The organism is Roseomonas sp. AR75 (assembly GCF_005222815.1).
Classification (GTDB): domain Bacteria; phylum Pseudomonadota; class Alphaproteobacteria; order Acetobacterales; family Acetobacteraceae; genus Falsiroseomonas.
Genome location: NZ_STGB01000004.1, coordinates 633,862 through 655,181 on the forward strand (window position 1 = coordinate 633,862; position 21,320 = coordinate 655,181).

At 72.0% G+C, this 21,320-nt stretch carries 23 protein-coding genes and 1 tRNA gene; 16 read left to right on the top strand and 8 right to left on the bottom strand.

Annotated features, from left to right (window positions below):
- The first annotated feature begins 13 nt into the window (after nt 1-13).
- From E4T13_RS17095 to E4T13_RS17110, 4 genes are read left to right on the top strand one after another with little or no spacing between them, the layout of a single operon-like run.
- A complete protein-coding gene (locus E4T13_RS17095; RefSeq protein ID WP_170985039.1) occupies nt 14-1,894 on the top strand; it encodes a TRAP transporter fused permease subunit in 1,881 nt (626 codons plus the stop codon).
- A complete protein-coding gene (locus E4T13_RS17100) occupies nt 1,891-2,988 on the top strand; it encodes an oligogalacturonate lyase family protein (protein WP_137179495.1) in 1,098 nt (365 codons plus the stop codon). Before E4T13_RS17095 ends, E4T13_RS17100 begins: the two co-directional genes overlap by 4 nt.
- On the top strand, nt 2,985-4,004 hold the full coding sequence (locus E4T13_RS17105; RefSeq protein ID WP_137179496.1) for an amidohydrolase family protein: 1,020 nt from the start codon (nt 2,985-2,987) through the stop codon (nt 4,002-4,004). The genes E4T13_RS17100 and E4T13_RS17105 overlap by 4 nt, the downstream gene beginning before the upstream one ends.
- Entirely contained in the window at nt 4,001-4,798 is a 798-nt protein-coding gene (locus E4T13_RS17110) for a D-glutamate cyclase family protein (protein ID WP_137179497.1), read from the top strand. Before E4T13_RS17105 ends, E4T13_RS17110 begins: the two co-directional genes overlap by 4 nt.
- A gap of 93 nt (nt 4,799-4,891) precedes the next feature.
- Here E4T13_RS17110 and E4T13_RS17115 read toward each other — a convergent pair whose 3' ends face one another.
- From E4T13_RS17115 to E4T13_RS17120, 3 genes are all read right to left on the bottom strand, one after another.
- Nucleotides 4,892-5,074 carry a hypothetical protein gene (locus E4T13_RS17115; RefSeq protein ID WP_137179498.1) on the bottom strand — a complete coding sequence of 61 codons (183 nt, stop codon included), beginning with the start codon at nt 5,072-5,074 and terminating at the stop codon, nt 4,892-4,894.
- A gap of 18 nt (nt 5,075-5,092) precedes the next feature.
- Nucleotides 5,093-5,239, bottom strand: coding sequence for a hypothetical protein (locus E4T13_RS29930; RefSeq protein WP_170985040.1), 147 nt, complete (start codon nt 5,237-5,239; stop codon nt 5,093-5,095).
- A gap of 207 nt (nt 5,240-5,446) precedes the next feature.
- A tRNA-Thr gene (locus E4T13_RS17120) sits at nt 5,447-5,521 on the bottom strand.
- 99 nt (nt 5,522-5,620) lie between these two features.
- Between E4T13_RS17120 and E4T13_RS17125 the strand changes: the two genes are divergently transcribed.
- Genes E4T13_RS17125 through E4T13_RS17135 form a run of 3 tightly spaced genes read left to right on the top strand, consistent with a single transcriptional unit; the run spans nt 5,621 to nt 8,951 of the window.
- Complete coding sequence (locus tag E4T13_RS17125) at nt 5,621-6,679, top strand: efflux RND transporter periplasmic adaptor subunit (RefSeq protein ID WP_137179499.1); 1,059 nt, start codon at nt 5,621-5,623, stop codon at nt 6,677-6,679.
- Between the two features lie 10 nt (nt 6,680-6,689).
- The gene (locus E4T13_RS17130; RefSeq protein ID WP_137179500.1) at nt 6,690-7,934 is read left to right on the top strand and encodes an ABC transporter permease; all 1,245 of its coding nucleotides are present in this window, start codon (nt 6,690-6,692) and stop codon (nt 7,932-7,934) included.
- A 54-nt stretch (nt 7,935-7,988) separates the two neighbouring features.
- A complete protein-coding gene (locus tag E4T13_RS17135; protein ID WP_137179501.1) occupies nt 7,989-8,951 on the top strand; it encodes a tripartite tricarboxylate transporter substrate binding protein in 963 nt (320 codons plus the stop codon).
- 9 nt (nt 8,952-8,960) lie between these two features.
- On the opposite strand, the gene E4T13_RS17140 is transcribed toward E4T13_RS17135, so the two are convergent.
- The 3 genes from E4T13_RS17140 to E4T13_RS17150 form a co-directional block, all read right to left on the bottom strand.
- Nucleotides 8,961-9,413 carry a DUF3237 domain-containing protein gene (locus tag E4T13_RS17140; protein WP_137179502.1) on the bottom strand — a complete coding sequence of 151 codons (453 nt, stop codon included), beginning with the start codon at nt 9,411-9,413 and terminating at the stop codon, nt 8,961-8,963.
- A gap of 74 nt (nt 9,414-9,487) precedes the next feature.
- Complete coding sequence (locus E4T13_RS17145) at nt 9,488-10,114, bottom strand: NADPH-dependent F420 reductase (RefSeq protein WP_137179503.1); 627 nt, start codon at nt 10,112-10,114, stop codon at nt 9,488-9,490.
- A gap of 90 nt (nt 10,115-10,204) precedes the next feature.
- Nucleotides 10,205-11,134 carry a LysR substrate-binding domain-containing protein gene (locus tag E4T13_RS17150; RefSeq protein WP_137179504.1) on the bottom strand — a complete coding sequence of 310 codons (930 nt, stop codon included), beginning with the start codon at nt 11,132-11,134 and terminating at the stop codon, nt 10,205-10,207.
- A gap of 115 nt (nt 11,135-11,249) precedes the next feature.
- On the opposite strand from E4T13_RS17150, the gene E4T13_RS17155 reads away from it, so the two are divergent.
- Genes E4T13_RS17155 through E4T13_RS17170 form a run of 4 tightly spaced genes read left to right on the top strand, consistent with a single transcriptional unit; the run spans nt 11,250 to nt 13,894 of the window.
- Nucleotides 11,250-12,020, top strand: coding sequence for a type 1 glutamine amidotransferase domain-containing protein (locus tag E4T13_RS17155; protein WP_137179505.1), 771 nt, complete (start codon nt 11,250-11,252; stop codon nt 12,018-12,020).
- A 17-nt stretch (nt 12,021-12,037) separates the two neighbouring features.
- Nucleotides 12,038-12,850: an alpha/beta fold hydrolase gene (locus tag E4T13_RS17160; RefSeq protein WP_170985041.1), complete on the top strand. Its 813-nt coding sequence runs from the start codon at nt 12,038-12,040 to the stop codon at nt 12,848-12,850.
- A gap of 43 nt (nt 12,851-12,893) precedes the next feature.
- Entirely contained in the window at nt 12,894-13,634 is a 741-nt protein-coding gene (locus E4T13_RS17165; protein ID WP_240791171.1) for an ABC transporter ATP-binding protein, read from the top strand.
- Nucleotides 13,635-13,687: 53 nt separating this feature from the next.
- Complete coding sequence (locus tag E4T13_RS17170; protein ID WP_137179508.1) at nt 13,688-13,894, top strand: hypothetical protein; 207 nt, start codon at nt 13,688-13,690, stop codon at nt 13,892-13,894.
- Between the two features lie 16 nt (nt 13,895-13,910).
- On the opposite strand, the gene E4T13_RS17175 is transcribed toward E4T13_RS17170, so the two are convergent.
- The gene (locus tag E4T13_RS17175) at nt 13,911-14,807 is read right to left on the bottom strand and encodes a diacylglycerol kinase family protein (RefSeq protein WP_170985042.1); all 897 of its coding nucleotides are present in this window, start codon (nt 14,805-14,807) and stop codon (nt 13,911-13,913) included.
- Nucleotides 14,808-14,993: 186 nt separating this feature from the next.
- Here E4T13_RS17175 and E4T13_RS17180 point away from each other — a divergent pair, with 186 nt between their 5' ends.
- From E4T13_RS17180 to lpxK, 5 genes are all read left to right on the top strand, one after another.
- On the top strand, nt 14,994-15,797 hold the full coding sequence (locus E4T13_RS17180) for a UDP-2,3-diacylglucosamine diphosphatase (protein ID WP_137179510.1): 804 nt from the start codon (nt 14,994-14,996) through the stop codon (nt 15,795-15,797).
- A 38-nt stretch (nt 15,798-15,835) separates the two neighbouring features.
- A complete protein-coding gene (locus tag E4T13_RS17185; protein WP_137180007.1) occupies nt 15,836-16,888 on the top strand; it encodes a glycosyltransferase family 1 protein in 1,053 nt (350 codons plus the stop codon).
- 81 nt (nt 16,889-16,969) lie between these two features.
- On the top strand, nt 16,970-17,656 hold the full coding sequence (locus tag E4T13_RS17190; RefSeq protein WP_137179511.1) for a lysophospholipid acyltransferase family protein: 687 nt from the start codon (nt 16,970-16,972) through the stop codon (nt 17,654-17,656).
- On the top strand, nt 17,653-18,990 hold the full coding sequence (locus tag E4T13_RS17195; RefSeq protein ID WP_137179512.1) for a 3-deoxy-D-manno-octulosonic acid transferase: 1,338 nt from the start codon (nt 17,653-17,655) through the stop codon (nt 18,988-18,990). Before E4T13_RS17190 ends, E4T13_RS17195 begins: the two co-directional genes overlap by 4 nt.
- Nucleotides 18,987-19,973 (top strand): tetraacyldisaccharide 4'-kinase, encoded by a 987-nt coding sequence (lpxK, locus tag E4T13_RS17200; protein WP_137179513.1) that lies wholly within the window; start codon nt 18,987-18,989, stop codon nt 19,971-19,973. Before E4T13_RS17195 ends, lpxK begins: the two co-directional genes overlap by 4 nt.
- 3 nt (nt 19,974-19,976) lie before the next feature.
- Here the strand turns inward: lpxK and E4T13_RS17205 are convergent, their stop codons facing one another.
- Complete coding sequence (locus E4T13_RS17205; protein WP_137179514.1) at nt 19,977-21,299, bottom strand: aminotransferase class I/II-fold pyridoxal phosphate-dependent enzyme; 1,323 nt, start codon at nt 21,297-21,299, stop codon at nt 19,977-19,979.
- Nucleotides 21,300-21,320 lie beyond the last annotated feature (21 nt).

A 21,320-nucleotide genomic window follows, 5' to 3' on the forward strand; every position in this document is an offset into this window, starting at 1 on the left:
GGTGCGGCGCGGAGTGCTGGATCCGAGATTCTGGCTGGCTGCGGGCTTCTGCGCCTTCCAGTACTGGATCCTCTTCGCGCCGCAGGCGCCGCTGGTGGAGCGGCCGGCGCATCTCGTCACCGCGCTGTTCCTGCTGTTCCTGTTCCAGCCGCTGAAGGCGCCGGCCTTCCCGGCCCTGGTGCGCCATGGGCTGGACGCGCTGTGCCTTGCGGGCGTGGCGGCGGTGGGTTGGTACTACTGGGCCAGCGCGGACCGGCTCGCCAACCGGATCGACATGGTGGATCCGGTCTTCCCGCTGGACATCGCGATCGGCGTGCTGTTCGTCGCGCTGCTGATCGAGGGCGTGCGGCGTGCGGTGGGCGGGATCCTGGTGGCCGTCATCCTCGCCTTCCTGGCCTACGGCATGTTCGGCTTCGTGCTGCCGGGCGAGGCCGGCTTCCGCGGCTTTGCGCTGCCGGAGGCGATCGAGATCCTGACGATGTCCACCAGCGGCATCCTCGGCGTCACCACCGAGACATCGGTGGGCTTCGTCTTCTACTTCGTCGCCTTCGGCGTGGTGTATTCGGCGGTCGGCGGCGGGTCTCTCTTCGTGGACCTCGCGACGCGGCTGGTCGGCACGGCGCGCGGCGGCTCGGCGAAGGTCGCGATCGTCGGCTCCTCGCTGATGGGCACGATCTCCGGCAGCGCGGTGGCCAACGTCACCGCAACTGGCGTCTTCACCATCCCGCTGATGCGCCGCGCCGGCATCACGGCCGAGCGCGCCGCGGCGACGGAGGCGATCGCCTCCACCGGCGGGCAGCTGATGCCGCCCATCATGGGCGTCGCGGCCTTTGTCATGGCGGAGCTGCTGGTGATCCCCTATGCGCAGGTCGCGCTGGCCGGGCTGCTGCCGGCGCTCGGCTTCTATGCGGCGCTGTTCATCGGCGCCCATCTGCACGCGTGCCGCACCGGCCTCGGCACCATCGACCGCGCGACGATCGAGGCCATTCCCGCGGTGTTGCCGCGGCTCGTGCTGCTCGCGCCGCTGTTCGTGCTCATCGGCGCGCTCGCGGCCGGCTGGTCGGCGCCGAGTGCCGCAATGTACTCCACGCTGTCCTGCTTCCTCATCGCGCCCTTCGGGCCGGCTGGCTGGCGCACGCTGCTCGACGCGCCGAAGATCGTGCGCGACGTGGCGCGCCAGGCCGCCGAGATCGCGGTGCCGATCGGCGCGGTCGGCATCGTCATCGCCGTCGCCATCCAGTCGAACCTGGCCCTGAAATTCGCCGCGGGGCTGATGAGCGCGGGCGGCGATACGCTGGGCGGTGCGCTGCTGCTGGTGATCCTCGGCTGCATCATCATGGGCATGGGCCTGCCGACCGTCGCCGCCTACATCATCGGCGCCATCCTCTTCGTGCCGGCGGTGCAGAATTTCGGCGTGCCACCGCTCGGGGCGCATTTCTTCGTCATGTACTACTGCGTGCTGTCCATGGTGACGCCACCGGTGGCGCTGGCCTCCTATGCCGCTGCGGGGCTGGCGCGATCGCCGATCATGGCGACCAGCCTGCGCGCCTTCCAGATGAGCTTCGTGTGTTTCCTGATCCCCCTCGGCTTCATCGCCGATCCCGCGCTGCTGGCGCAGGGCAGCCTGTGGCAGGTGCTGCTGGCCAGCGCGGGGCTGCTGCTCTCGACCGGCGTCTGGGCGGCCGGCGTCGTGGGCTATGCCACGCGCGTGCTGTCCTGGCCGGAGCGCGTGCTGCTGCTGGCCTGCGGGTTCTGCGCGATCATCTATCCCACGATGTCCTTGCCATGGTGGCTGGCCAATGGCGCGGCCGCGACCTTCCTCCTGCTGTCCTGGCGCTTTCCCGGCTTCGTGCTGGGCCTGCCCACGGCGCGCCGCGCCGGCAACGCGCCATGAGCGGGCGCGGCCGCATCTGGCCGGCGGAGGCGCGGCGCTTCCGCGATCCGCGAAGCAGGCGGGTGATCCGCCAGGTGACGGATCATCCCTCGATCCATCATCATCCCTTCTTCTTCGTACCCGCCTGGGACCGCGCGATGACGAAGCTGGTCTTCGTCTCCCATCGCAGCGGCGCGCCGCAGATCCTCTTCGAGGACCGCGCGACGGGAAGGCTGGTGCAGGCCACGGACCGCGCTGACCTCGCCGCCTGGTCGCTGCATCCCTCCCCCTGCGGCCGCTTCGCCTACTACACCGCCGGCACCGCCGCCTTCCGCGTGAACTTCGAAACCTTCGCGGAGGAGGAACTCGCCTCCTTCGGCGCGGTGGAGATGCGGGAGAAGGGCATGGTCGGCGCCGCCATGGGCACCACCGCGCTCTCCGCCAGCGGGCGGTGGTGGGCGGTGCCGGTGCGCGCCGGCGCCGTCTCGCGCTTCGTGCTGATCGACACGCAATCCGGCGAGACGCGCGTCTTCCTGGAGCGCGACACCATCGGCCACCCGCAATTCTGCCCCGATGACGAGGACCTGATCCTCTATGCCGGGCCGATGACCGACCGCGTCTGGGTCACCGACCGCAGCGGCGCGCGCAACCGGCGGGCCTATGCGCGGGAGGACCGGATGCAGTGGATCACCCATGAGACCTGGATCCCCGGCCGGCGCGAGATCGCCTTCGTGGACTGGCCGCGCGGCATGCAGGCGGTGCATGCCGACAGCGGCGCTACGCGCTGGATTACGCGCTTCCCGGCGTGGCATGCCGTGGCCGATGCCAGCGGCGAACGGATCGTGTGCGACACCACCTTCCCCGATCGCGGATTGCACCTGCTGCCGGTTGCGGGCGATGGCGAAGCGCGCTTCCTCTGCGTGTCCGAGGCATCCTCGCAGGGCGCGCATTGGGGCGGGCCGTTTCCGTACAATGACGGACCCGTGGCGGTCGAGGCGGCGCAGCATACGCATCCGCATCCGCGCTTCTCGCCGGACGGCACGCGCGTGGTGTTCACCTCCGACCGCACGGGCCATGCGCAGATCTACGAAGTGACCCTGGACGAGGGCGCATGACGGACCGCATCGACGGATGGACCCATATCCTGCCGCCAGCCTATCTCGCGCGGCTCCGGCGCTATCATTCCGAGACCGGCCGGCTGAAGCGCTGGCTGACGATGACCACGCTGTTCGACCTGGATGCGCGCTTCCGCCTCATGGATCGCTTCGCGCCCTATCGGCAACTGCTCACGCTTTCCATGCCGCCGATCGAGGAACTGGTGCCGCCGGGGGAAGCAGCGGAGGCCGCGCGCATCGCCAATGACGGGCTGGCGGAGATCGCAGCGCGCCATCCGGATCGCTTCGTCGGCTGGACCGCCAGCCTCTCGCTGCTCGATCCCGCGGCAGCCATCGAGGAAGCGCAGCGTTCCGCCTCACTTGGCGCCTGCGGCGTGCAGATCCCCACACACATCCTGGGCCGACCGCTGGACGAGCCGGATTTCGCGCCGGTGTTCGACGCCGTCGCGGCGCTCGGCTGGGCGATCTGGCTCCATCCCGTGCGCGGACCGGATTTGCCGGACTATCGCAGCGAGAGCGCCTCGAAGCACGAGATCTGGTGGTGCTTCGGCTGGCCCTATGACAGCAGCGCGGCGATGGCGCGACTGGTCTTCTCCGGCCTGTTCGACCGGCATCCGGGGCTGCGCGTCGTCACCCACCACATGGGGGCGATGATCCCCTACTTCGCCGGGCGCATCCGACAGGGCTGGGGCAAGGACATGGGCAGCCGGACGCCTTCGGGCGACTCGTCGCTGCTCGGCCCAGGGCTGCTCCGCGCGCCGATCGAGTATTTCCGCGAGTTCCACGCCGACACCGCGCTCTCCGGCGAGGTCGGGGCGATGCGCTGCGGCCTGGATTTCTTCGGCGCCAAGCGGGTGATGTTCGCCAGCGACTTCCCCTTCGACGCCGAAGGCGGCGCGTATCTGGTGCGGGAGACGCTGGCGGGGCTTGATGCGCTGGGGCTGGATGCCGCCACGCGGGACCGCGTCATGCAGGGCACGCTGCACGCGCTGATGGCGCGGCAACAGACGCCATGATCGAGCCGCAGCGCATCCGCGCGCTGATCCGCGCCGGCGAGATCACCGGCACCAGCCGCGGCCTCGCGATGGGCTATGTCCAGTGCAATCTGGTGATCCTGCCGAAGGCCTGGACCTATGACTTTCTCGTCTATTGCCAGCGAAACCAGCGCGCCTGCCCGGTGATGGAGATCGGCGATCCCGGTGACCCCGTGCCGCGCCGCCTGGCGCCCGGCGCCGACATCCGCACCGACGTCGCGCGCTACGCCATCTGGCGCGACGGCGTGCGCCAGGCGGACCGCACGGAGATCGGCGATCTGTGGCGCGACGATCTCGTGCTCGTGCTGATCGGCTCCGGCATCACCTTCGACGGCGCGCTGGAACGCGCGGGCGTGCCGACGGACCGGCATCGCTGGGTGGTGAACACGACGCTGCCGACGGAGCCCGCCGGTCCGTTCCGCGGCCCGCTCGTCGCCACCATGCGCTGGCTCACACCGGCGCAGGTGATCCGCGCGGTGGAGGTGACGGCGCGCTTTCCGCACAATCACGGCACGCCGATCCATCTCGGCGACCCTGCGGCGATCGGCGCCGATCTTGCCGCGCCGCTGTTCGGCGGCCCGGTGCCGCCGCTGCCCACTGGCATGGTGCCGGTCTTCTGGGCCTGCGGCGTGACGCCCCAGGCCGCCGCCGAGGCCGCGCGGCCCGAACTGATGATCACCCATGCCCCGGCGCACAGCTTCATCACGGATCTGCCGGCCGATGCGGTGATGACATGCGCCAATGCCGAGGCCGATCTTCGCACGAGTGCTGGCTGACGAATTTCGGATCTCGTCGCCAGCGGCGGGTGGTGGGCCATGCGTGCGCCTGCCATCGCCATGAGCCGCGAAGGGGTGGACCTGCTGCCGCAGTCAGACCGCGCGCGCATCCATGTCGCCTTCCGCCAACCCGATCACCCAGTCGAGGGCGTTGCCGATATCCGCTTCCATGCTCCTGCGGGCCGAGGGGCCATCGCCGCCCGAAAGCGCCCGCAACGTCGCGGATCGCGGGCTGCCGCGCTGCTGCTGCGCGTGGCCGCGGAACAGCAGGCCCACATGGGGGCCGCTGCGGAGTCAGAGCCCCTCGATCAACTGCACCAGCGCCGGCATCCCCGCGGGGGTGGCGTGGGCGGCGGCGCGCTCGGTGGCCAAGCCCTCCAGCGCGACGCGAATCTCACGCAGCCCGCGCAGTTCGGCGCCGTTGAGCAGCGGGATGCGCATCCAGCGGTTGGGCCCCGCGAAGACCGCTCGTTCGGCTGCCGGCCGCGCCAATGCCCTGCGTACGGCGCTGCGGATGCCCGAGGAAAAAGCCGGATCCGATGATCGCCATCAACAGGCGGATCCGAACTGCGAAGGCTGGCCTCAGTCAGCGTGCGCGAACGCGGCTCCACGCCGCAATTTTGGCCTGTGGACAACTTCGCTAAGTGATGGTGCCGACACCCGGATTTGAACCGGGGACCTACTGATTACGAATCAGTTGCTCTACCGCTGAGCTATGTCGGCCCGACCCCGCGCGGCGCTATAGCGGCCCCGGGCGCGGCGGGCAACCTCCGGCGCGCCAGCCTCCCCCGCCGCACGTAAAATGCTACCCTTCCATCCGACATGCTGCGCCGCACCCTGCTCCTCCTCGCCCTCGTGGCCCTGGGCGCGGGGGCCTGGTGGGCGTGGCGCGCGCTGCCGCCGCGGGTGGCGATCGCCATCGCCACCACCGGCCCCGCGCTGGAAGCCGTCTATGCCACCGGCTCGGTCGAACCGGTGCATTGGGCCCGCGTCGGCCCGGCCACCCGCGCCCGGATCACCGCGGTGCTGGTGCAGGAAGGCGACCGCGTCAGCGAAGGACAGCCGCTTGCACGGCTGGATGACCGTCAGGCCCGGCTGCTCGCGGACGAGGCCGAGGCGCGCGCCCGCTTCGCCGAGGACGACTTCAACCGCACCCGCACCCTCGTCGCCCGTGACATCGCCGCGCGCACCACGCTGGAACGCGCCGAGCGCGACGCCCGCGCCGCCCGCGCCGCTGCGGATGCGCTGGTGCAGCGGCTGGAGGATTTCGTGGTCCGTGCCCCGACCGACGGCCTGGTGCTGCGCCGCGACGCCGAGGTGGGGGAGGTGGTGGACACGCCGGCCTCCCTGTTCTGGATCGGGGAGCCGAAGCCGTTGCGCGTCACGGCGGAAGTGGATGAGGAGGATATCGCGCGCATCCAGCCCGGCCAGCGCGTGCTGCTGCGCGCCGACGCCTTTCCCGGCCGCGTGCTGACCGCCGAGGTCACCCAGATCACGCCCAAGGGCGACACCACGCGCAAGGCCTATCGGGTCCGGCTCTCGCTGCCGGATGATACGCCGCTGCTGATCGGCATGACGGTGGAGGCGAATATCGTGCTGCGCGAGACGCCGGATGCCGTGCTGGTGCCGCCTGCCGCCCTGGTCCTTCCCGGTGGCGGGCGCGGCGCTGCTGCCGCGCCGCCGCCGCCCCGCCCCGGCACGACGCGCAGCGGTATCGTCTGGCTGGTGGAAAAGGAGCGCGTGCACCGCCGCGAGGTCGAGGTCGGCGTGCAGGGGCCCCGCGCCACGGAAATCAACCGCGGGCTCTCGGCCGGGCAGGCGGTGGTGCTCGATCCGCCGACGGGCCTGTCCGACGGGCAGGCGATCAGGCTGCGGCGATGAGGCTGCGGCGATGAGGCTGATCCTGGAACTCGCCCGCGGGATGCTGCGACGGCGCCGGCGGCAGACCATCGTCTCGGTTTCCGGCGTCGCGCTCGGCGTGGCGTTCTTCATCGCCATCGCCGCCCTGATGCGCGGCTTCCAGACCTATTTCATCAACCAGATCATCGACGTCGCGCCGCACATCACGATCAAGGACGAGACAAGGCAGCCGCCCGCGCAGGCGGCGGAGATCGCGGTGACGGACGGCGCCGTGCTCGTGCACGGCGTGAAGCCGCGCGACCGCATCCGCGGCATCCGCGCCGCCGGCGACAAGCTGGCGATGCTGGAGGCGATGGAGGGCGTCGCCGCGGCGCCCGTGCTGCAGGGCCAGGCGCTGCTGCGCTACGGCTCGCGCGACGTGTCGGCGGTGATCACCGGGATCGATCCGGCGCGCCATGTCCGCGTCTCCAACATCGAAAAGGACATGACGGCGGGGCGGCTCGAGGATCTGCGAAGTACCGCGAACGGCATCGTCATCGGCGAAGGCCTGGCCTTCAAGCTCGGCGTGCAGATGGGCGACACCATCACGGCAGTCTCGCCCGCCGGGGTCACGCTGTCGATGAAGGTGGTCGGGCTGTTCCGCACGGGCATCCAGCAGGTGGACCAGGCGAACGGCTTCGCGCTGCTGAAGGTGAGCCAGGTGCTGCAGGACCGCCCGAACGTGGTGAACCAGATCCTGCTGCGCCTGGCCGACGTGACGCGGGCGGAGCCGCTGGCGCGCCAGATCGAGGCGCGCTTCGGCGAGCGCACGGAAAGCTGGGAGGAGCAGAACCAGAACATCCTCACCGTCTTCGTGATCCAGAACGCGATCATGTATTCGGTGGTCGGCGCGATCCTGCTGGTCGCCGCCTTCGGCATCTACAACATCATCTCGACCGTGGTGTTCGAGAAGACGCGCGACATCGCCATCCTGAAGTCGCTCGGCTTCACGGAAGGCGACATCCAGCGCCTGTTCCTGGTGCAGGGGATCATCGCCGGGCTGCTCGGCGCCGCCGCGGGCTGCCTGCTCGGCGCACTGATGGTGGAGGCGTTGGGCCAGGTGCGCTTCGGGCTGGAGACGCCGGCCGGCAACGACCGCTTCATCCTGGCGCGCGACTGGCGAGTCTATGTCGCGGCCACGCTGTTCGCGGTCTTCGCCGCGGGGATCGCCGCGGTGATCCCGGCGCGCCGCGCCAGCCGGCTCGATCCGGTGCAGGTGGTGCGCGGCGCGGCGTGAAGCCGCTTGAATCCGTGATCGTTATGCAGCATAACGATCACGGGAGAACGTCCGATGAATGCCACTCGCCGCGCCCTGCTGGGCGCAACGCTGGTGCTGCCTTTCGCGCGCGCCGCGCTTGCCTTCCCCGATCGTCCCGTCCGCCTGCTGGTCGGCTTTCCGCCCGGCACCGGCCCCGATCTCGTCGCGCGGCTGCTCGCAGAGGGGCTGCGCGAAGCCTGGCCCGGGGGGATGGTGGTGGAAAACCGGCCGGGCGCCGCTGGCCACATCGCCGCACAGGAAGGTGTCCGCGCGCCGGCGGATGGCTACACGCTGCTGTTCAGCGAGATCGGCCAGCTCTCGATGGCGCCGAGCACCTATGCGCGGCTCAGCTACGATCCGCGGCAGCTTGCGCCGGTCGCGCGCGTCGTCACGGCGGATTTCGGCTTCGTCGTGCCGGCCTCGCTGCCGGTGACGGACCTAGCCGGCTACATCGCCTGGGCGAAGCGGCAGCCGCAGGTGTTCATGGGCACCTTCGGCGCCGGCACGCTCGGCCATTTCGGGGCGGTCATGCTCGCGCAGCAGGCGGGATTTCCGCAGGAATCCGTGCACTTCCGTGCCACCGGCGAGGGCATGACGGCCATCCTGAAGGGCGACGTGCAGGGCATGTTCGGCTCCGTCGCGCTGGTCGCGCCGCAGGTGCGCGCGGGTACGCTGCGTGCGCTGGCCACCACCGGCCCGGTGCGCTCGCCCTTGCTGCCGCAGGTACCCACGATGGCGGAGCTCGGCCATCCCGGCCTGGAATTCGAGGCCTGGTTCGGCGTGACCGCGCCGGCCGCCACGCCGGCACCGGTGCTGGCGACGCTGGAGGCGGCGATCCTGCGCGCCATCGCCAACCCGACGACGCGGACGCGGCTGGAGGAGGCCGGCTTCCGCCTGGCGCCGCAGGACCGCGCCGCCTTCGGCGCGCAGATCCAGGCGGATACGCGGCGCTGGGCCGAGGTGGTGCGCCAGACCGGCTTCCGCGCGATCGAGTAGCCGCGCGGTTCAGAGCGCGAAGATGCGCACGCGCACGCTGTCGGGCTGCCGCTCGCCCAGGCCGAGGAACAGGCTGCGCGTCAGCCAGGCATGGGCGGGGGATGCTGTCTCGAAGCTGGGTGTGGTGCGGAAATAGACGCGCTCGGGCGGCACCGTCTCGCCGCGCAACAGCTTCGCCATGTCCTCCGGTGAGGCGTGGCGCAGGCCGCGGTTGACGACATAGACCAGCGCGCCGTCGGTCAGCTTCAGCGTGTAGCGCGCCTCGATCTCCGCCACGCCATCCGCGCGGATCAACTGGTAGTCCGCGCCGCCGGGAAGGATCTCGCCTTCGAGCCGCGGGCCGATGATGCGGCCGCCGAGGATCGGTACGATCCGCCTCTCGCCCGTGGCGCCCTTGCCGATGACGAGCGGCGCGGCGACCGCGGCGCTGACTTCCGCGACGAAATCGAATGCCGGATCCATCGCGTCCTCGCACATGCCGCCACCGGGAGGCTGCAGGATAGGACGCCGCGCGGCCGGCGTGGAGGGGCGCAGCGTTATCGCCGCAACAGGGCGAAGGCAGCACGCCGGCCCAGGCCGCGCTTCAGCGCCAGGTCGATCCACAGCATCGCATGTGCCTCCAGCAGTCGCGCATTCGCCAGCGGTCCGGCATCCAGCGCCTCGAAGCCGAGATCGGCGACCAAGCGCAGCACGTCCGGCTTGCGGGCGGCATCGTCGCCGACCACGAACATCACGGGCGGCATGGCGTAGCCGCGCGGATCCGCCATGATCTCGGCGCCGGTCGTGTTGAGCGTCTTGAACACCGACGCGCCGCGGCACCAGGCCGCGACCCGCTCGCCGCCTGAATCCGAATGCCCGAAGGCGAGGCCGAGGCCCTCCGGCCCCATCGCCAGCGGATTCGTCGCATCCAGCACGAGCTTGCCCGCGAGATTGCCGAGCGCCGCGATGGCGGCTTCCGTCTGCTGCCAGGGCGTCGCGAGCACCACGGCCTCGGCCTCCGCCGCGGCGTCCGCGGGAGCGGCAAGGCGACCAACAGCGGCGAGCGGCGCGTATCTCTCGGCCTCCGGGTCGCGCAGTCCGAAGCCCACCGCATGACCATGGGTGGCCCAGTTGCGCCCGAGCGCGGCGCCGACATTGCCTGCGCCGATGATCGCGATCCGCATGAGCCGCCTCCGCCTGTCGCGCAAGGCTGGCGCGGGCGTATCATGCGCGCAATCGCAATCCGCTCATGTCGGATATCGATGCTGCCGCACTCACGCGCGGGCGGCGTCGCGCAGCGCCTCCCGCACCCGCGCGAGCAGCCATTCCCGCAACGCGCTGCGCGCCTGGCGCCGATGCCAGACCGCGGAGACCGTGAAGCTGCGCAGCGGCAGGGGGGGCTTCGCGCTGGCCAGCCGGAAGCGCCGCGCCTGTGAGCGCACCAGCCGTGCCGGCAGCGTCGCCAGCAGGTCGGAATCCGCCACGGTGGCCAGCGCGGGCAGGAAATGCGGGACTGCGGCGACGACGCGCCGTGCGGCGCCACGCTCGGCCAGCGCCCGGTCCACCACGCCGTGCAGCGCGCCGTCCTGCGACACCAGCAGGTGCTCGGCCGCCAGGAAGCGCGGCAGCGTCAGGCGGCGCAGCGCCGGATGGCCCGCGCGCCCGACGACGGCGTAGTTCTCCTCGAACAGCGTCTCCTGGCCGAACTCCTCCGGCAGCGCCCAGAAATAGCCGAGGGCGAGGTCGAGTTCGTCGGCCGCCAGCGCCCGGAGTGCGTCGCGGCGCGCGGCGGCGCGGAAGCTCACGGTCAGCCCCGGCGCGACGTGGCGCATCCGCGCCAGCAGCGGCGCGGCGAGCAGTGCGCAATGATAATCGAGCCCGCCGATGCGCAGCATGCCCTGCGCGGTGGCGGGATCGAAGCCGGGATCGGCGCCAAGCGCCTCCCGCGTCAGCTCCAGGATCCGGCGGATGGTCGGCGCCAGCGCCAGCGCATGTGCCGTTGGCTCCACGCCGTTCGGGCGGCGCAGGAACAGCTCCTCCCCGAAGATATCGCGCAGGCGCTTGAGCGCATGGCTGATCGAGGATTGCGTGACGCCGAGACGCTCCGCCACCACCGTCGCCTTGCGCTCGCGCAGCAGCCCGTCGAAGACGAGCAGCAGCGTCATGTCCAGGCGGCGCAGCTCGGTGTGTCCGATGGCAGGCATTGGCCGATATCGCCCAAATCGAAATCACATATCAAGCGATTTCAGTTCCGCTGCACCCGGCGCGCGGGCAGCCTGGGGCCATGCGGGATCGCCCGCCGCCGAGGGATGCAGCATCGTGAGCCTGAAGGATCGCAACCTACTCCACCGCACGCGCCCGAAGCGCATCGCGCTGGTCATCGCCAATCCCGCCACCTCCAGCACCACCGGCTGGCCGGTGGGCTTCTGGTGGAGCGAGCTGACGCATGCCTGGCTGGCCTTCCACGAGCAGGGCTACGCCGTCGATCTGTTCAGCCCGGATGGCGGGCGCTGCGTGGCGGATGCGCTGAGCGATCCGCGCGACGCCTCCGGCTACGCCGCGGACGATCTCGTCAGCATGGGCTTCATCGCCACGCCCGCTCTGGCCTCGCTGATCGAGGCGACAAGGCCGGCGGAGGCGATCGCGCCCGAGGATTTCGATGCCATCTTCGTCGCCGGCGGCCAGGCGCCGATGTTCACCTTCGCGGAAGCAACCGCGCTGCAGGCGAAGTTCAGCGCCTTCCTCGAATCCGGCAAGGTCGCCGCCGCGCTCTGCCACGGCACCGCCATCCTGCGCTACGCGATGCGATCGAATGGCGAGCCGGTGGTGCGCGGCCGCACCGTCACCGGCTTCGCGAATGTCGAGGAGGATTTCGCGGACGAAGCGGTCTGGTCCATGGGCGCGTTGCCGCGCGGGACGCATGTGATGCCGTGGCGCATCGAGGATTCGCTGAAGGCGCTCGGCGCCAACTACGTTCAGGCCGGGCTGTGGCGCGGCTTCGCCGTGCGCGATGCGAACCTCATCACCGGCCAGCAGAACTTCTCGGGCTTCGAGACCGCGCAAGCGGTCATCGCGGCGCTCGGCGCCTGAACATGGAGACGAACCGCATGATCCTGCGAACCACGAGGCGCGCGCTGCTGGCAGCCGCCCCGCTCGCCATGGCCGCGCCGCTGCGCGCCCAGGCGCCGGCGCAGCCGCCCATCGTGCTGGTGCACGGCGCCTGGATGGGCGCCGGCGTCTGGCGCACCACCGCGCAGGCGCTCGCTGCTTCGGGCCATGAGGTGCTGGCGCCGGAACTGCCCGCGCATGGCGCCGATCCGACGCCGGCAAACGAGGCGACGCTCGCGCGGTATGTCGAAGCGGTGACCGCCGCCATCGGCGATCGCCGCGACGTGGTGCTGCTCGGGCACAGCTTCGGCGGCATCGTCATCTCCGCGGTCGCCGAGACCGCGCCGGAGCGGCTACGGCGGCTGGTCTATCTGGCAGCCTATCTGCCGCAATCGGGCGAGAGCGCCTATGCGCTGTCGCAGCGCGACCCGGCGAGCCTGGTCGGCCGCTACTGGCGGCAGGAGGATCCGTCGCGCTACTCGCCCGCCAGCATCGCGCGGGAGGGCATCGTGGAAACCTTCTGCGCCGATTGCGCCCCGGCCGAGGCGGCCTGGCTGGTCGCGAATCACCGCGCCGAGCCGGTGCCACCTCTCGCCACGCCGGTCGCGCTCAGCGCCGCGCGCTTCGGCAGCGTGCCGCGCGCCTACATCCTCACCACCGCGGACCGCACCATCTCGCCAGCGTTGCAGCGGGCGATGGCGGAGGCGGCGGGCATCGCGGCGCCGGTGGAACTGCCGACCGGACACGCGCCGATGCTGTCGGCACCGGATGCGCTGGCCGCGGCGATCGGGCGCATCGCCGCGGCGCCATGACCCGCACTGCCGCCAGGCGGCAATTCCGCCTAGCATCGGCTGCGTGGCAGAGACCGAGACGGACAGACCCGCACCCATCGCCGCCGACGGCCCGAAGCTGATCGAGGCGCGCGGCGTCACGCGCAGCCTGGCGGAGGGCGTGACGCTGGTGCGCGACATCAGCCTCGGCATCGGCCGCGGCGAATTCGTCGCGATCACCGGCCCGTCCGGCTCGGGCAAGTCGTCGCTGCTGTATCTGCTGGGCCTGCTCGACCGGCCGACCTCCGGGGAGGTGCTGCTGGAAGGCCGCGACACCGCGCGGCTCAGCACGAAGGAGATGGCGGCGCTGCGGCTGGCGCGGCTCGGCTTCGTCTTCCAGTTCCACTTCCTGCTGCCGGAGTTCAGCGCGCTCGACAACGTGTTGATCCCGATCCGCCGGCTCGGCGCGCTGGCGGAGAAGCCGGCGCGCGAGCGGGCGCTGTCGCTGCTGGATGCGCTCGGCCTCGCCGATGCGGCGCGCAAGCTGCCGGAGCAGCTTTCGGGCGGCATGCGCCAGCGCGTCGCCATCGCGCGCGCGCTGGCCAATGATCCCGCGCTGCTGCTGGCGGATGAGCCGACCGGCAACCTGGACACGAAGAACGCCGCGGCGGTGTTCGACATCTTCGCGCGCATGGCGGCGGAGGAGGGCCGATCGGTGATCGTCGTCACCCATGATCCCGGCCTGGCGGCGCGCGCGACGCGCCAGGTGCACCTGGTAGATGGCCGCATTCTCTACGACGAGGCGACGGCGGCCGCGCCGGGCTGACGGCTTCGTGTTTAATCGTGGCAAGAAAGAGGCGTATACATCACGTGACTGCCATGATCCGAAGGGGGCCCACGGTGCTGATCACGCTCTGCCTGCTGGCCGGCTTCGCTGCCCTGGCGGGGTTGTCGAGTGCTGCCGGCGTGCTGCTGCTGGGCCTCGGCACGGCGGGGCTGATGGCCGCGCTGGGCTTCGGCGTGGTGGCGTTCGGCGCCGCACTCTGGGCGGGGGTCCTTGCCTTCGGGGCGCCGGGCGCGGCCTGACCGTCGGGGACCGCAATCAGGGCAGAAGAATCCGCAGCTTCCCGGCTGCGTCGGTGATCTCCGCCGGCAGCAGCCCCGCGGGGTCGCCATCCGCCTGCACCGGCACGGGGGCGGCGGCGGAAAGCCGGATGTGGCGTGCCGCGACAATCTCCACCCCCGGCAGCCGCGGGATCAGGCCAAGCGGCAGCGCCGCGCCGGCCAGCGCGGCCTGCAGCGCGCCCGGCCTGCGGAACAGCACCAGCTGGAACCCGGGCGCATGCGGCCGCGCTTCCGGCGCGATGCGATAGCGCCCGGCATAGAGCCGCCCCTTGGTCACGATCACGCTGGCGGCCTGCGAGACGACGCCGTCGCTCTCCACCGTGATCGGCGGGAAGTCATAGCGCGCCATCTCCCGCAGCGACTGCAGCACATAGGCCGCGCGACCGATCCGCCGTTTCATCCCGAGATCGAGATGGGCAACCACCGACGCATCGAATCCGGCGCCGAGCATCTGCACGAAGAGCCGCGTGCGGCCGTCGCCGAACTGCGCGAAGCCCGGCCGCAGCACCGCTTCCCGCCCGGCGGCCACCGCCGCCGCAGCGCGTTCGGGCGCGAGCGGCACGCCGAGTTCCCAGGCCAGCACATTCGCCGTGCCGAGCGGCAGCACGCCGAGCGCCGCGGCGCTGCCGGCGAGCCCCGCGGCCACTTCCGCGATGGTGCCGTCGCCACCCGCCGCGACCACCACGCCGACGCCGCGTTGCGCGGCGCTGCGCGCCAGCGTCTCGGCATCGCCCGGCCCGCGCGTCTCCGCGAGTTCCGGCCGCAGCCCGCGCGCGAGCAGGGCGGCGAGCGCGCGCGACAGCCGGCGGCGTCGCCCGGCACCGGCGGCGGGGTTGAACACGATCAGCACGCGCGCCGCGTAGCGCCGCAGCATGACGATTCGCCATCGTTTTCCTGACGGCTGCGTGACATGCGATGCGCGCATCGCTCCACAGCCTGCCGCGTGCAGGACGTCATTCAAGATTCACGTCGAATCGTTGAGCGGCCGGCTAAAGCGCGGCAACGCAACGGAAGCAGCCATGCCGCGTTCCGCGGTGGTGGCGGCGGGAACCGGATGGGCATGCACAGCACCGAGGCGAAGCGCCACTACCGCACCGTGTTCCTCTCCGACATCCATCTCGGCACGCGCGGGTGCCGCAGCGATTTCCTGGTGGATTTCCTCAGGCGCGTGGAATGCGACCGGCTGTTCCTCGTCGGCGACATCGTCGATGGCTGGCGGCTGCGGAAATCCTGGTATTGGGACGCCAACCATGACGAGGTGATCCGCCTGCTGCTGCGCGCCGCGCGCAACGGCACGCAGGTCACCTACATCCCCGGCAACCATGACGAGGCGCTGCGCGACTGGCTCGGCATGGAGATCGCGGGCGTGCGGCTGGTGAACGAGGCGGTGCACACCGGCGCCGATGGCAGGCGCTACCTGGTGATCCATGGCGACCAGTTCGACAGCGTGGTGCGCTACGCCAAGTTCATCGCGCATCTCGGCGACTGGGCATACGACTGGGCGCTGACGATGAACCGCTGGTTCAATGCGGCGCGGCGGCGCTTCGGCTATCCCTACTGGTCGCTGTCGCAATGGCTGAAGCGCCAGGTGAAGGAGGCGGTGAAGGCGATCGACCGCTTCGAGACGGCGCTGGCGCAGGAAGCGCGGCGCCGCGGGCTGGATGGCGTGGTCTGCGGCCACATCCATCACGCGGAGATGCGCAGCGTGCAGGGCGTGCTCTACATGAACGACGGCGACTGGGTGGAAAGCTGCACCGCGCTGGTCGAGCACGCCGATGGCCGCTTCGAATTGGTGGACTGGGCGCGCGAGAATCGCCTGTCCTTCTTCCAGGCGCCGCCGCGCGCCGTCGCGGCGACGGCCTGAGCACGGCCGCGCGCGTGGACAACCCGGCCGAGTGGGGCATGGGCGCGCTGGCGGAAAGCCGCCGCACACCGCATCGCATCCTCGTCGTCAGCGATGCCTGGAAGCCGCAGGTCAACGGCGTCGTCCGCACGCTGTCCGTCGTGGTGGACCGGCTGCGCGCCGAGGGCGACGTCGTGGAGGTGATCGGGCCCGACCGCTTCGTCTCGATCCCGATGCCGGGCTACGCCGAGATCCGCCTGGCGGTCGCGCCCGGCCGCAAGCTTGCGCGGCTGGTCGAAGACTTCGCGCCTGAGGCGGTGCAGATCTCCACCGAGGGCCCGCTCGGCTGGGCGATGCGCGGCATCTGCCTCAAGCGCGGCTGGCGCTTCACCTCGAGCTTCCACACGCGCTTCCCGGACTACCTGCACGCCCGCACGCGCATCCCCACCGCTTGGTCCTGGGCCGTGATGCGCCGCTTCCATGAGGCCGGGGCTGGTACCTTCTGCGCCACGCCGTCGCTCGCGCGCGAGCTCGCCGCGCGCGGCTTCACCCATGTCGTGCCCTGGTCGCGCGGCGTGGATCTTCAGCGCTTCCGCCCCGACGCCGCTACCCATGGCGCGCCCGAGCCGTGGGAGGATCTGCCGCGGCCGATCTTCCTCTATGCCGGCCGCGTGGCGGTGGAGAAGAACATCGAGGGCTTCCTCGCGCTCGACCTGCCCGGCAGCAAGGTGGTGGTGGGCGACGGGCCGCAGCGCGCGGCGCTGATGAAGCGGTTTCCCCAGGTGCATTTCACCGGCTACCGGGAGAACGGCGCGCTGGCGCGGGCCTATGCCCGGGCGGATGTCTTCGTCTTCCCCTCCCGCACCGACACTTTCGGCCTGGTCCTGCTGGAGGCGCTGGCCAGTGGCACCCCGGTGGCGGCCTTTCCGGTCACGGGGCCGCTCGACGTGATCGGCGAGGCCGGGGTCGGCGCACTGGACGAGGATCTGCGGGCGGCGTGCCTCCGCGCGCTCGGCGCCGACCGGGCCGCCTGCCGGGCGCATGCGGAGCGCTACTCCTGGGACGCCTGCGCCCGCCGCTTCCGCGACAGCCTGGTGCCGATCGGGGGATAGACGGCGTCGGGCCGGAAATTTCCTGTCCGCCCGCTCCCGTGCTACGGCCCTCGGCATGACGTGCCTCCTGTCGCGGGACCGATGCAACGGCTGATCCGCCATCCCGCCGTGCAGCTCATGCTGGCGCGCCTCAGCGGTGCCTATCTCGCCCTCGTCGCTCGCACCACGCGGTGGGAGCTGGTGGATGCTGCCCCGGCCCTGGCCGAGGTCGCGGCCGGGCGGCCGCTGATCCTGGCCTTCTGGCATGAGCGGTTGCCGTTGCTGCCGGTGGTCCGCCGCCTGGCCATCGAGGCGAACCCCGCCATCGAGCGCCTGACCCCCTATATCCTGGTCAGCCAGCACCGGGACGGGCGCTTCATCGGCGCGGCGGTGGAGCGCTTCGGCTTCCGCATGGTCTATGGCTCCTCCCGCCGGGGCGGGGGCCAGGCCATGCTGGAGATGCTGCGCATCCTTGAGAGGGGCGACCCCATCGGCATCACGCCCGACGGCCCGCGCGGCCCGCGGCGCCAGGCGGCGCCCGGCGTCGCGCAGCTTGCAGCGCTCTCGGGGGCGGCGGTGCTGCCGCTGGCTGGCGCCACCCGCCACCACCGCCTGCTGCCGAGCTGGGACCGGATGATGGTGCCGCTGCCCTTCGGCCGCGGGGCCATTGCCTGCGGGCCGCTGATCCGCGTGCCGCGCGACGGCGCCGAGGCGGCGCTGCCGGTGATCACGGCGGGGCTGAACGCGGCCTGCGACGCCGCCGATGCGGCGGTGGGCATCGGACGATGAGAATCGGGCCGCTGGCCTGGCGGATCGGCGCGACGCTGCTCGCGCCCGTCCTGCCATGGCACCTCGCCCGGCGTGCGCGCCGCGGCAAGGAGATCGCGTCCCGCCTGCCGGAGCGGCGCGGGGAGGGCGCGGATCGCCCGTCCGGGCGGCTGTTTTGGCTGCATGCCGCGAGCGTCGGGGAAACCGCCTCGGTTCTGCCGGCGCTGCAGGCCATGGCGGCGCGCGATCCCACTCTGCACTTCCTCGTCACCACGGGCACCGTGACCTCCGCCGCGCTGCTCGCCCAGCGCCTGCCGCCCGGCCTCGCCCCGCGCGTGACGCATCGCTTCGCGCCGCTGGACGTGCCCGCCTGGGCGGAGCGCTTCCTGCAGGGATGGCGGCCGGATGCCGGCGCCTTCGTGGAAAGCGAGCTCTGGCCCAACCTGCTGGCTGCCGCAGCCCGACGCGGGCTGCCCATGGCGCTGGTGAATGCGCGGATGAGCGCGCGCAGCCTCGCGCGGTGGCGGCGTGCGCCGGGGCTGGCGCGCGCGACGCTCGGCGCCTTCCGGCTGGTGCTGGCGCGCTCGGCCGAGGATGCGTCGCGGCTCGGCCTTCTGGGCGCGGACCCTGTGCAGGCCTGGGGCGACCTGAAGACGGCCGCTGCGCCGCTGCCCGCCGACCCCGCCGCATTGTCCGCGCTGCGGCAGGCGATCGGCGGACGGCCGGTCTTCCTTGCCGCCTCGACCCATCCGGGGGAGGAGGCCATGGTCGTCGCCGCCCATCGCGCGCTGGCCGCGGATGTCCCGGGCCTGCTGACCATCATCGTCCCGCGCCATCCGGAACGTGGCCCCGCCGTGGCGGAGGAGGCCGCCGGCCTGTCCGTGACCCGCCGTGCCGCCGGCGAGGCGCCCGGGCCGGGCACCGCGATCCATGTGGCGGACACGCTTGGGGAGCTCGGCCTGTTCTACCGGGTGGCGGGGGTGGCCCTGGTCGGTGGCTCGCTGGTGCCGCATGGCGGGCAGAATCCGCTGGAGCCGGCACGGCTCGGCTGCCCGATCCTGCTGGGGCCGCACACCCACAACTTCGCCGAGGCGACCGAGCGCCTGCTGGCCGCCGGGGGCGCGCTGCGCCTGGCCGATGCCGCCGCGCTGGCGCCTGCCGTCGGCGGCGTGCTATCCGATGCCGGCCGCGCGCGGGCCTTGGCTGATGCTGCCGCCGCGGTCGCCGACGGCCATGCCGACTTGCCGGAGCGGGTGGCCACGGCGCTCCTGGGCCTGATGCCGCCGCCGGATCCTCCGGCGGAGACGCCCGCGGAAGGGCGCCGGTCAGGCTTCCTGACGAACGAGGTTGGATGAGGGCACCCGGGTTCTGGGTCGGCGGCGGGGGCATCGCGCCCCTCCTGCTGTCCCCCTTTTCGGCGATCTATGCCGGCGCCACGGCCCGGCGCATGGCGCGCCCGGGCTGGCGCGCCCCGGTCCCGGTTATCTGCTGCGGGAATGCCACCGCGGGCGGCGCCGGCAAGACCACCGTGGCGCTTGATCTCGGCCGGCGGCTCGCCGACCGCGGCGTCAACGCGCATTTCCTGCTGCGCGGCTATGGCGGCAGCCTGCGCGGCCCGGTCCGCGTGGACCCGGACGCGCATGACAGCACCCAGGTCGGCGACGAGGCGCTGCTGCTGGCGGAGGTGCGTCCCACCTGGATCTCCGGCGACCGCGGGGCGGGGGCGCGGGCTGCGGTGGCCGGCGGGGCACAGGCCATCGTCATGGATGACGGGCTGCAGAACCCGACGCTCGAGAAGGATCTTTCCCTCCTCGTCGTGGATGGCAGCTTCGGCTTCGGCAATGGCCGCGTGATCCCGGCTGGCCCGCTGCGCGAGCCCGTGGCCGCGGCCGCGGCGCGCTGCCGGGCGGCGGTGCTGATCGGCGAGGACACCAGCGGAGCCGTCGCGCAGCTTCCCCCCGGCCTGCCGGTGCTGCGCGCCAAGCTGGTTGCGGGGCCCGAGGCGGCGATGCTGGCGGGCCAGCCGGTCTTCGCCTTCTGCGGCATCGCTAACCCCCAGAAATTCTTCGCCACCCTGCAGGAGGCCGGCGCCGTGCTGGCGGGCCGCGAGGCCTTCGCCGACCACTACCCCTATGACGAGGGCGACCTGAAGGACCTGCTGGCCCAGGCCGAGGCGCTGCGCGCGGTGATGGTGACCACGAAGAAGGATTTCGTGCGCATCCCGCCGCAGTTCCGCTCCCGCGTCACGGTGGTGACGGTCGGCCTGGCCTGGGAGGAGCCGGCGGCAATCGAAAGCCTGCTCGATCCGCTTGCCGCGCAGGTGCCGATCCCGGCCTGAGCCTTACGCGGGGCCGTCACCCGCCGGCACGCTGTCCACCGCCGCGGCCAGCGCCTCCACGGCGGCGCGGATATCCGCCTCCTCATGGGCGGAGGAGAGGAAGAAGCGCAGCCGCGCCGCGCCTTCTGGCACCGCGGGGAACACGATCGGCAGCGCGTTCACGCCACGCTCCAGCAGCGCCGCGGAGACGCGCGCGGCGCGTACGGAACTGCCGAGCACCACCGGCACGATGCCGAGGCCGGCGGAGTCTCCCGTGTCGAAGCCGCGCGCGCGGCAGAGATCGCGCAGCAGCCGCGCATTGGCCTGCAACCGCGCCACGCGCTCCGGCTCGGCGTGCAGGATGTCGAGCGCGGCGGCGGCGGAGGCGGCGAGCGGCGGCGGCAGGCCGACCGAATAGACGAAGCCAGGCGCGGTGTGGCGCAGCCAGTCCACCAGCTCGGCGCGCCCGGCGACATAGCCGCCGCAGGCGCAAAGCGTCTTGGAGAGCGTGCCCATCCAGATATCGACCTCGGCCGGGTCCACGCCCGCCGCCTCGAAGGCGCCCTTGCCGGTGGCGCCGACCACGCCGAGGCCGTGCGCGTCGTCCACCATCAGCCATGCGTCGTGCTTGCGCGCCATCCGCACGAAGGCGGCGAGGTCCGGCACGTCGCCATCCATGGAATAGTGGCCCTCGACCACCAGCAGCGCGCGCTGCGCGCCGCGGCGCGCAGCCCGCAACTCGCGCTCCGCCGCCGCGGCGTCGTTGTGTGCGAAGGGCACGCGCCGCGCGCCGGACAGCCGCGCGCCCTCGACGCAGGAATTGTGGATCGCCGCGTCATGCACGATCACGTCGCGCGGCCCCATCAGATGGCCGATCAGCGTGACGTTGGTCGCGTGGCCGCTGACGAAGGCGAGCGCCGCCTCGACGCCGTAATGCGCGGCGAGCTTGCGTTCCAGCGCGCCATGCACCGGCCGTTCCCCGGAGACGAGGCGGGAGGCGGAGGCGGAGATGCCGTAGCGCCCCATCGCCTCGGCCGCTGCCGTATGCAGCCGCGGATCGCCGTTCAGCCCGACATAGTCATAGCTGCCGAAATTGATGACCTCGCGGTTGCCGATCAGGCTGCGCGCGCCGGCAATGCCCTCATGCTGGCGGAAGAACGGGCTCTCGATGCCGAGCGCATCCATCGCGTCGCGCACCAGGCCCCAATCCTTGACGTTCTGGATCGCGCCGAAGCCGCGCGGGTCCGACGCGGCCTGCGCCTCCTGCCCTTCGCGGCGGCGGGCGAGGCGCTGGACCAGGGCGAGCCGGGCAGTGGTGGAAAGTCCGAAGGCCTGGCCTCTGCCCATCCCGCGCGACCTGCTCCTTTG

Coding starts and splice junctions, on each gene's coding strand:
- E4T13_RS17185 (WP_137180007.1), top strand. CDS start 15,836: ATGGGCGCGCTGGCGGAAAGCCGCCGCACACCGCATCGCATCCTCGTC.
- E4T13_RS17145 (WP_137179503.1), bottom strand. CDS start 10,114: ATGCGGATCGCGATCATCGGCGCAGGCAATGTCGGCGCCGCGCTCGGG.
- E4T13_RS17150 (WP_137179504.1), bottom strand. CDS start 11,134: ATGCCTGCCATCGGACACACCGAGCTGCGCCGCCTGGACATGACGCTG.
- E4T13_RS17110 (WP_137179497.1), top strand. CDS start 4,001: ATGATCGAGCCGCAGCGCATCCGCGCGCTGATCCGCGCCGGCGAGATC.
- E4T13_RS17130 (WP_137179500.1), top strand. CDS start 6,690: ATGAGGCTGATCCTGGAACTCGCCCGCGGGATGCTGCGACGGCGCCGG.
- E4T13_RS17170 (WP_137179508.1), top strand. CDS start 13,688: ATGATCCGAAGGGGGCCCACGGTGCTGATCACGCTCTGCCTGCTGGCC.
- E4T13_RS29930 (WP_170985040.1), bottom strand. CDS start 5,239: ATGCGCATCCCGCTGCTCAACGGCGCCGAACTGCGCGGGCTGCGTGAG.
- E4T13_RS17125 (WP_137179499.1), top strand. CDS start 5,621: ATGCTGCGCCGCACCCTGCTCCTCCTCGCCCTCGTGGCCCTGGGCGCG.
- E4T13_RS17140 (WP_137179502.1), bottom strand. CDS start 9,413: ATGGATCCGGCATTCGATTTCGTCGCGGAAGTCAGCGCCGCGGTCGCC.
- E4T13_RS17105 (WP_137179496.1), top strand. CDS start 2,985: ATGACGGACCGCATCGACGGATGGACCCATATCCTGCCGCCAGCCTAT.
- E4T13_RS17195 (WP_137179512.1), top strand. CDS start 17,653: ATGAGAATCGGGCCGCTGGCCTGGCGGATCGGCGCGACGCTGCTCGCG.
- E4T13_RS17190 (WP_137179511.1), top strand. CDS start 16,970: ATGCAACGGCTGATCCGCCATCCCGCCGTGCAGCTCATGCTGGCGCGC.
- E4T13_RS17180 (WP_137179510.1), top strand. CDS start 14,994: ATGCACAGCACCGAGGCGAAGCGCCACTACCGCACCGTGTTCCTCTCC.
- lpxK (WP_137179513.1), top strand. CDS start 18,987: ATGAGGGCACCCGGGTTCTGGGTCGGCGGCGGGGGCATCGCGCCCCTC.
- E4T13_RS17135 (WP_137179501.1), top strand. CDS start 7,989: ATGAATGCCACTCGCCGCGCCCTGCTGGGCGCAACGCTGGTGCTGCCT.
- E4T13_RS17205 (WP_137179514.1), bottom strand. CDS start 21,299: ATGGGCAGAGGCCAGGCCTTCGGACTTTCCACCACTGCCCGGCTCGCC.
- E4T13_RS17160 (WP_170985041.1), top strand. CDS start 12,038: ATGATCCTGCGAACCACGAGGCGCGCGCTGCTGGCAGCCGCCCCGCTC.
- E4T13_RS17175 (WP_170985042.1), bottom strand. CDS start 14,807: ATGCTGCGGCGCTACGCGGCGCGCGTGCTGATCGTGTTCAACCCCGCC.
- E4T13_RS17100 (WP_137179495.1), top strand. CDS start 1,891: ATGAGCGGGCGCGGCCGCATCTGGCCGGCGGAGGCGCGGCGCTTCCGC.